9 protein-coding genes are annotated in these 7,973 nt (G+C 69.0%); 7 read left to right on the top strand and 2 right to left on the bottom strand.

All coding sequences use genetic code 11. The features are described 5' to 3' along the window. From CCN51_RS56675 to tyrS, 5 genes are all read left to right on the top strand, one after another. Positions 1-420, top strand: a 420-nt coding sequence (locus CCN51_RS56675; RefSeq protein ID WP_143676007.1) for an RHS repeat-associated core domain-containing protein, incomplete at its 5' end; no start/stop codon positions are given. 21 nt (positions 421-441) lie between these two features. Beyond that, a complete protein-coding gene (locus CCN51_RS54575; RefSeq protein WP_143676006.1) occupies positions 442-813 on the top strand; it encodes a hypothetical protein in 372 nt (123 codons plus the stop codon). Positions 814-1,038: 225 nt separating this feature from the next. Then, the gene (locus CCN51_RS37645) at positions 1,039-2,565 is read left to right on the top strand and encodes a TldD/PmbA family protein (protein ID WP_014180741.1); all 1,527 of its coding nucleotides are present in this window, start codon (positions 1,039-1,041) and stop codon (positions 2,563-2,565) included. Beyond that, positions 2,562-3,962 (top strand): metallopeptidase TldD-related protein, encoded by a 1,401-nt coding sequence (locus tag CCN51_RS37640; protein ID WP_014180740.1) that lies wholly within the window; start codon positions 2,562-2,564, stop codon positions 3,960-3,962. The genes CCN51_RS37645 and CCN51_RS37640 overlap by 4 nt, the downstream gene beginning before the upstream one ends. Before the next feature lie 123 nt (positions 3,963-4,085). Beyond that, positions 4,086-5,504 (top strand): tyrosine--tRNA ligase, encoded by a 1,419-nt coding sequence (gene tyrS, locus CCN51_RS37635; protein WP_014180739.1) that lies wholly within the window; start codon positions 4,086-4,088, stop codon positions 5,502-5,504. Between the two features lie 145 nt (positions 5,505-5,649). Here tyrS and CCN51_RS37630 read toward each other — a convergent pair whose 3' ends face one another. Then, positions 5,650-5,934: a GlsB/YeaQ/YmgE family stress response membrane protein gene (locus CCN51_RS37630; RefSeq protein ID WP_014180738.1), complete on the bottom strand. Its 285-nt coding sequence runs from the start codon at positions 5,932-5,934 to the stop codon at positions 5,650-5,652. 191 nt (positions 5,935-6,125) lie between these two features. On the opposite strand from CCN51_RS37630, the gene CCN51_RS37625 reads away from it, so the two are divergent. Both CCN51_RS37625 and CCN51_RS37620 read left to right on the top strand, forming a co-directional pair. Continuing rightward, on the top strand, positions 6,126-6,515 hold the full coding sequence (locus CCN51_RS37625) for a DUF3099 domain-containing protein (RefSeq protein WP_043492084.1): 390 nt from the start codon (positions 6,126-6,128) through the stop codon (positions 6,513-6,515). Positions 6,516-6,708: 193 nt separating this feature from the next. Further along, a complete protein-coding gene (locus tag CCN51_RS37620; protein ID WP_014180736.1) occupies positions 6,709-6,936 on the top strand; it encodes a hypothetical protein in 228 nt (75 codons plus the stop codon). 26 nt (positions 6,937-6,962) lie between these two features. Here the strand turns inward: CCN51_RS37620 and moaA are convergent, their stop codons facing one another. Continuing rightward, positions 6,963-7,952, bottom strand: coding sequence for a GTP 3',8-cyclase MoaA (gene moaA, locus CCN51_RS37615; RefSeq protein ID WP_014180735.1), 990 nt, complete (start codon positions 7,950-7,952; stop codon positions 6,963-6,965). Between the last annotated feature and the right edge of the window lie 21 nt (positions 7,953-7,973).

The raw sequence follows: 7,973 nt of genomic DNA, 5'->3' as shown, positions 1-7,973 counted from the left end.
ACCGCCCGCTACACCACCCCCGACCCCCTCGGCCTCGAACCCGCACCCAACCACCATGGCTACGTTGTCAGTCCCTTGGGTTCATCAGATGTGCTGGGGCTTGCGCCTGATTGTGATGATCTTGGGGAGGATTGGCAGACCAACCCGGTCGAGACTATTCCTGGTAGCAGTGGATGCGAGGACGTCGCCCGCGAGATTCAGAGAAGGATCGGCGGCGAGAGAATGCGAATTACGGACTCAATGGGCGCCCCTCAGATTGGTAAATATCGGGGTCAAGATACCTTCTGGGGCCACCACGATGTTCTCGTCAAAAACGGTCGAGTGTACGATTCTTGGACGGGGCGTAAAGGCGAATCCATGGACGAGTACCTTGCCCATTGGGAGTACGGCGAATATCTTAGATTTGACCCCGCCCCATAGAATCAAGGAAAAGTGCCAAGAATGGATTATCGCAAACTCTTCGCCGATGTAAACAGGCGTCCAAGCGCGTACGGATTGGACGGGAGTTATCGCCAGCACGTCGCTTTTGTTACGGGCTGCGACGCCGGCAACGATTGGGGGTTGCTTGTCGGGTTTCCGGAGTGGCTCGCCATGAAGACGGAAGCTGAAGCAAACGTCACCTGGTCCTCCTTGGTGTTGCAGGTAGCGGGCCTCTCCACGGCAAGCGGGTATCCCGTCGACGAGGAAGCCGATTCAAAGGCAGCGAAAGCACTCTTTGTTCTTCTGGATGAGTTTCTGTCTCAACGCGTTGGGGCGAGGGGTGCCTCAAATATTATTTCCCGCTACGTTGCCAACAGACAGGGCGGCACGTGACGAGGGAAGGCTTAATACTGTCGCTGCCGGGACCAGCTCAGTCCTGATCCGGGTCATCACAAGCCATGGCACCCGCTTCAGGTCGTGATGCCCGGGCGCGCCGCTGTCCGCCCTCGGCCCCGGCCCCGGGCGCAACCGGAATTAACCCCACCCGGCCCTACCGGCATGGTTCACTGCGGACGGACACATATCGACTGGTCACACACCGACGAAGGGGAGTCGCCCGTGCCGCATGAGATCGATCCGTCCTTCCTCGCGCTGCCGCTGCGCGCACTCGCGGACGCGGCCCTCGCGCGCGCCCGCGCGCTGGGGGCCGATCATGCCGACTTCCGCTTCGAGCGGGTGAGGAGCGCCGCGTGGCGGTTGCGGGATGGGAAGCCCGCGGGGTCTTCGGACACTACCGATCTGGGGTATGCGGTGCGGGTGGTGCACGGCGGGACCTGGGGGTTCGCGTCGGGGGTGGACCTGAGCATGGACGCCGCGGCGCGGGTGGCCGCGCAGGCGGTGGCTATGGCGAAGTTGTCGGGGAAGGTGATCCAGGCTGCGGGGTCCGATGAGCGGGTGGAGCTGGCGGATGAGCCGGTGCACGCGGATCGGACTTGGGTCTCGGCGTACGAGATCAACCCCTTTGATGTGCCGGACGCGGAGAAGGCCGGGCTGCTCACGGACTGGAGCGAGCGGCTGCTGAGGGCCGACGGGGTCGCGCATGCGGATGCGTCGTTGCTGACCGTGCAGGAGAACAAGTTCTACGCGGACACCGCGGGCACCACGACCACGCAGCAGCGCGTCCGGGTGCATCCTCAGCTGACGGCGGTGGCGGTGGACCCGGAGAGCGGGGAGTTCGACTCGATGCGGACGCTCGCCCCGCCGGTCGGGCGGGGTTGGGAGTATCTGACCGGGGCGGGCGGCTGGGACTGGGACGCGGAGCTGGCGGAGATCCCGGAGTTGCTGGCGGAGAAGATGCGGGCGCCGTCGGTCGAGGCGGGGGCTTATGACCTGGTGATCGACCCGTCGAATCTGTGGCTGACGATTCATGAGTCGATCGGGCACGCGACGGAGTTGGACCGGGCGCTGGGCTATGAGGCGGCGTACGCGGGCACCTCGTTCGCCACGTTCGATCAGCTGGGCAAGCTCAGGTACGGCTCCGAGATCATGAATGTCACGGGCGACCGGACGGCCGAGCACGGGCTGGCCACCATCGGGTACGACGACGAGGGCGTGGCCGCGCAGTCGTGGGATCTGGTCCGCGACGGCACGCTGGTCGGGTATCAGCTGGACCGCAGGATCGCCAAGCTGACGGGTTTCGAGCGGTCGAACGGGTGCGCTTTCGCGGACTCCCCCGGTCATGTGCCGGTCCAGCGGATGGCGAACGTATCGCTTCAGCCCGCGCCGGACGGGCCCTCGACGGAGGAGCTGATCGGCGGCGTGGAGCGGGGGCTGTATCTCGTGGGTGACCGGTCGTGGTCGATCGATATGCAGCGCTACAACTTCCAGTTCACCGCGCAGCGGGCGTTCCGGATCGAGAACGGGCGGCTGGCGGGGCAGGTGCGGGACTTCGCGTACCAGGCCACGACCACCGACTTCTGGGGCTCGATGGCCGCGGTCGGCGGGGAGCGGACGTATGTCCTGGGGGGCGCCTTCAACTGCGGCAAGGCCCAGCCGGGCCAGGTCGCGGCCGTTTCGCACGGCTGCCCGTCCGCCCTGTTCCGGAACGTCAACATTTTGAACACCACGCAGGAGGCGGGTGCATGAGCGGCGTCAACAAGCCTCACGAGGTCGTCGAGCGGGCGCTGGAGCTGTCCCGGGCGGACGGCTGTGTGGTGATCGCCAATGAGAGCTCCACCGCCAATCTGCGCTGGGCGGGGAACGCCCTGACGACCAACGGCGTGACCCGGGGCCGCACGCTCACGGTCGTGGCCACGGTCGACGGCGGCCAGGGCGCCGCCTCCGGTGTGATCTCCCGGTCGGCCGTCACGGCGGAGGACCTGGAGCCGCTGGTACGGGCCGCCGAGGCGGCGGCACGGGAGGCGGGGCCGGCGGAGGACGCCCAGCCGCTGGTGGAGGCGGCCGGCGAGGGGGCCGTATCGGCGGGGTTCACCGATGCGCCGGACGAGACCTCGTCCGAGGTGTTCGCGGCCTTCGCACCCGCCCTCGGCGAGTCGTTCGCGCAGGCGCGGGCGGGCGGCCGGGAGTTGTACGGATTCGCCAACCACGAGGTCGTCACCAGCTATCTGGGCACCTCCACGGGGCTGCGGCTGCGCCACGACCAGCCGAGCGGGACGCTGGAGCTCAACGCCAAGTCCCCGGACCGCACCCGCTCGGCCTGGGCCGGGCAGGCGACGCGCGACTTCAAGGACGTGGATCCGGCCGCGATCGACGCCGAGCTGGCCCGGCGGCTGGCGTGGGCGCAGCGGAAGATCGACCTTCCGGCCGGGCGGTACGAGACGCTGCTGCCCCCGACGGCGGTCGCCGACCTGCTGATCTACCAGCTCTGGTCCTCGGCGGCGCGGGACGCGGCGGAGGGCCGTACGGTCTTCTCCAAGCCGGGCGGCGGCACGCGGATCGGCGAGAAGCTGACCGACTTGCCGCTGACGTTGCGCAGCGACCCGGCGGCGCCCGGTCTGGAGGCGGCGCCGTTTGTGATCGCGCACTCCTCCGGGGACGACGCGTCGGTGTTCGACAACGGTCTGCCGCTGACCGCCACCGACTGGATCCGGGACGGTGTGCTGAACCAGCTGATCACCACGCGCCACACCGCCGGCCTGACGGATCTGCCGGTGGCCCCCGGGATCGACAATCTGATCCTGGACGGGGGCGGGCCGCGCTCGCTGGAGGAGATGGTGGCGGCCACGGAGCGGGGCCTGCTGCTGACCTGCCTGTGGTACATCCGCGAGGTCGACCCGGCCACGCTGCTGCTGACCGGGCTGACCCGGGACGGGGTCTATCTCGTGGAGGGCGGTGAGGTCGTCGGCGAGGTGAACAACTTCAGGTTCAACGACTCGCCGGTGAGCCTGCTGTCCCGGGCGACCGAGGCGGGCCGCACCGAGCGGACGCTGCCGCGCGAGTGGGGCGACTGGTTCACCCGGGCCGCGATGCCCGCGCTGCGGGTCCCGGACTTCAATATGAGCTCCGTCAGCAAGGGCGTATGACCCGTCCGGGTGAAACCGGGTGAAGCCGAGTGAAGCGGCCGGATGATCCAGTCGTGTGAATCGGACGAATAGACTGGCCCACGCCCATCCATCCATCGATTCCCGACTACTACCAGGAACGCCATGACACGCCTCGGCGAATCCGTCGCCCGCGCCAGCGCACTGCTCACCGCAGATCTCTCCTCCGACCAGACCGTGGAGAAGCTGCTCGAGGAGACGGGATCCCGGCGCTATCTGGACCTGACGGACCTGTCGGCGAAGGAGCAGGCCGAGCTGATCGCGGCGCGAGCGGTCGAGGTCCTGCCGGGCGTGGACCAGCTGGCCGAGCGGATCGAGGAGCGTCGGACGGCGGGCCGCGGGCTGAGCCTCAAGCTGGGCATCGACCCGACGGCCACCGATGTGCACCTCGGCCATGCCGTGCCGATGATCGCCCTCAGCCGCTTTCAGCGGATGGGGCACGACGTCACCCTGCTCATCGGTGACTTCACCGCCAAGATCGGCGACCCCACCGGGCGTACGGCCGAGCGGCCGCCGCTCACCGACGACGACATCGCCCGGAATCTGGCGGGCTACCGGGATCAGGTCCGGCCCTTCTTCGACTTCGAGAAGGTCAGCTTCCGGCAGAACAGCGAGTGGCTGGCGCCGTACACCTTCCCGGAGCTGCTGGGGCTGCTCGCCCAGGTGCCGGCCTCCCAGCTGCTGCAGCGCGACGACTTCCGCAACCGGCTGGCCGAGGGCTCCGGCCTGACCATGTCGGAACTGCTCTACCCGATCGCCCAGGGGCTCGACTCGGTCGCGCTGGAGTGCGATATCGAGCTGGGCGGCGCGGACCAGCTGCTCAATCTGCAGATGGGCCGCAAGCTGATGGAGCTGCGCGGGCAGCAGCCGCAGCTGGTCGTCACCATGCCGCTGATCGAGGGCACGGACGGCACCGGCGCCAAGATGTCCAAGTCCAAGGGCAACTACATCGCGCTGTCCGCGACCGCCGAGGACGTCTTCGGCAAGATCATGTCGATTCCGGACCGGCTGATGGCGCCGTACCTGCGGGCCTGGACCGAGTGGACCGACAGCGAGATCGACCTCGTCAAGGGGCGGCTGGAGGACCGGTCGCTGCACCCGATGGACCTGAAGAAGGTGCTCGCGGGCGAGATGGTGACGGCGCTGTACGGCTTGCCGGCGGCCATGTCGGCGCGCGCTGGGTTCGTGGCGCAGTTCTCGAAGAAGTCCTTCACGGACGTCGAGGCCCTGCCGGAGGTCGACGCGGCGGAGCATGGCGCCGAGTCGGTCGCGACCGTGCTGAGCAAGGTGCTCCAGTTCCAGCCGAGCGCGTCGGCGGCCCGCCGGGTCGCCAAGCAGAACGGGCTGCGCCTGGTCGTCGAGACCGAGGGCGGGCAGGAGTCCGCGGTGCTCACCGAGGCGCAGGCGGTGCGGCCGCTGGCCGAGGTGGTGGCGGAGGTCCTGGCGGGCGCCGGGCTCACCGCCGACTCGGGGAGCGTCTACCTCAAGGCGGGGCGGAAGATCGCCCGGCTGCGGGGGCTGTGAGCGGCCGGTAGCGGTCGATCAACAACAGTGACCGTGAGCGGGGGTCGGTGCGCGTCCACCAAGCGCGCCGGCCCCCGCCGTCCGTACGGCCCGGTGCCACCCCGGCGGGCCTCCCGGCAGGCAGAGACGCCGTAGCGCGAGCGGCTCAGGTCCGTTCCCTTCGCCGTCTGCCGCCGCCCAGCGCCGCGTACAGGCGTGTGCCCATCGCGACGATCAGCACCGCTCCGGCGAGCTGGAGCAGATGCCGTCCCCAGTCGACGCCCGGGGTATCCCGGATCCCCACCCAGCCGGCCACCGCGTTGCCCACGATGGCGCCGAGGATGCCGTAGATCGTCGTCAGCCAGAGCGGGATGGGTTGCTTGCCCGGCAGGATGGCCTTGGCGATTACACCGAGCACCAGGCCCACGACGATGGCCCACAGCCAGTTCATGAACGCCTCCTCCGGCCAGATTGCGGGGGGATGGTCGTGCGACGCACGCTGTAGTCGGCCGTACGCGGTACGGCGTAGTGAAGCCGCCACCCGCGAGGACCCCCACTCGTGTACCCCCTGGGGTTCGGGCGTAACGTGTTGTACGTCCGGAAGCGGGGAGTTCCGGCTTGGCGATCGGGTGGTGGAACGTGATGCGGAAGCACAGCGAAGCCGAGGTCTTCCGGATCACCGGGGCCCGGCAGGGGCTGGCTGACGATGTGCGCGGCCGGCAGCGCCGCTACATCATCTCGATGTCGATCCGGACCGTGTCCGTCATCCTGGCCGCGGTGCTGTGGAACGTGGAGCGGCATGTGGCCATCGTGGCCCTGGTGCTGGGTGTGGTGCTGCCGTACATCGCCGTGGTGATAGCGAACGCCGGCCGGGAGAACGCTACCTCGCTCCCCTCCACCTTCGTCTCCGCGCCGCTCCGCCCGATGCTCATCTCCGGTCAGCAGAACGGGGGTTCCGGGGCGACCGGGGCGGAATCGGACGTGGAAGATGCCGGGGCGCCTACCGAAAATGGACGCGCTGAACGCGGCTGACCTGGGCCGATCTCGGAAGCTCAGGAAAACCTCAGATCAATTGCGCGGTTCCGGTGCACTGTGCCCCACCGCTCGTGACATACTTCGTACGCGCTCCGCATCCCCCGTCGGAGCGATGGACCGACGCCGGGCGGCTCCCCCCGTGGCTGCCCGGCGTCGCCATGTCCAGCACGGTTTCCGTAGAGTCTGCGGTGTGAACACTCCCGAGACCGACGCCGTCATTTGCTCCGCGAAGGGCTGCCGAGCCCCCGCCGTATGGGTGCTGGCCTGGAACAACCCGAAGATCCACACACCCGAGCGGCGCAAGACCTGGCTGGCGTGCGAGGAGCACCGCGGGTATCTGTCCGACTTCCTCGGGGTGCGCGGCTTTCTGAAGGACGTGGTGACCCTGGAGGAGTGGTCGTCAGCCGCCGATCACTGACGCCGTCAGCCAACGAACGCCGACCGTCAGCCGCCGATCGCTGACATCGGGCGGTCGGGCTGGAGGAACGACGGGTCGTCCAGCCCGGAGCCGGCCTTCTTGCCCCACATCGCCAGCCGCCACAGCCGGGCGATCTCCGCATCCGGCGCGCCGGAGCGCAGCGCCCCGCGCAGATCGGACTCCTCGCGGGCGAACAGGCAGGTGCGCACCTGTCCGTCGGCGGTGAGCCGGGTGCGGTCGCAGGCGCGGCAGAAGGGGCGGGTGACGGAGGCGATGACCCCGACGCGGGCCGGGCCGCCGTCGACGAGCCAGCGCTCGGCGGGCGCGGAGCCGCGCGCCTCATCGCCTTCCGGGGTCAACTCGAAGCGCGTTCGCAGCGACGCCAGGATGTCCCCGGCGGTGATCATGCCGTCGCGCTTCCAGCCGTGCTGGGCGTCCAGCGGCATCTGCTCGATGAAGCGCAGCTCGTACTGGTGCGCGATGGCCCAGGCGAGCAGGTCGGGGGCCTCGTCGTCGTTGAGACCGGGCATCAGCACAGCGTTGACCTTCACCGGGGTGAGCCCGGCGGCGCCGGCGGCCTCCAGGCCACGCAGCACATCGGCGTGGCGCTTGCGCCGGGTCATGGTCTGGAAGACCTCGGGGCGCAGGGTGTCCAGCGAGACATTGACCCGGTCCAGGCCCGCGGCGCGCAGGGCGGCCGCGGTGCGCTCCAGGCCGATGCCGTTGGTGGTGAGCGACATCTGGGGGCGCGGGTCGAGGGCAGCGCAGCGCTCGACGATGCCGACGAGCCCGGGGCGCAGCAGCGGCTCACCGCCGGTGAAGCGGACCTCGGTGACCCCGAGGTCGGTGACGGCTATCCGGATCAGCCGGACGATCTCGTCGTCGGTGAGCAGGTCGGGCTTGGCGAGCCACTGAAGGCCCTCTTCCGGCATGCAATAGGTGCAGCGCAGATTACAGCGATCGGTGAGGGAGACGCGCAGATCCGTGGCGATACGACCATAGGTGTCGATCAGCATGGCGGCCCCTCCACGGACTCG

The organism is Streptomyces milbemycinicus, assembly GCF_002154605.1.
Classification (GTDB): Bacteria; Actinomycetota; Actinomycetes; order Streptomycetales; family Streptomycetaceae; genus Streptomyces; species Streptomyces milbemycinicus.
The sequence above is the reverse complement of the archived record's forward strand: the minus strand, read 5'-3'. Positions and strand labels throughout refer to the sequence as shown.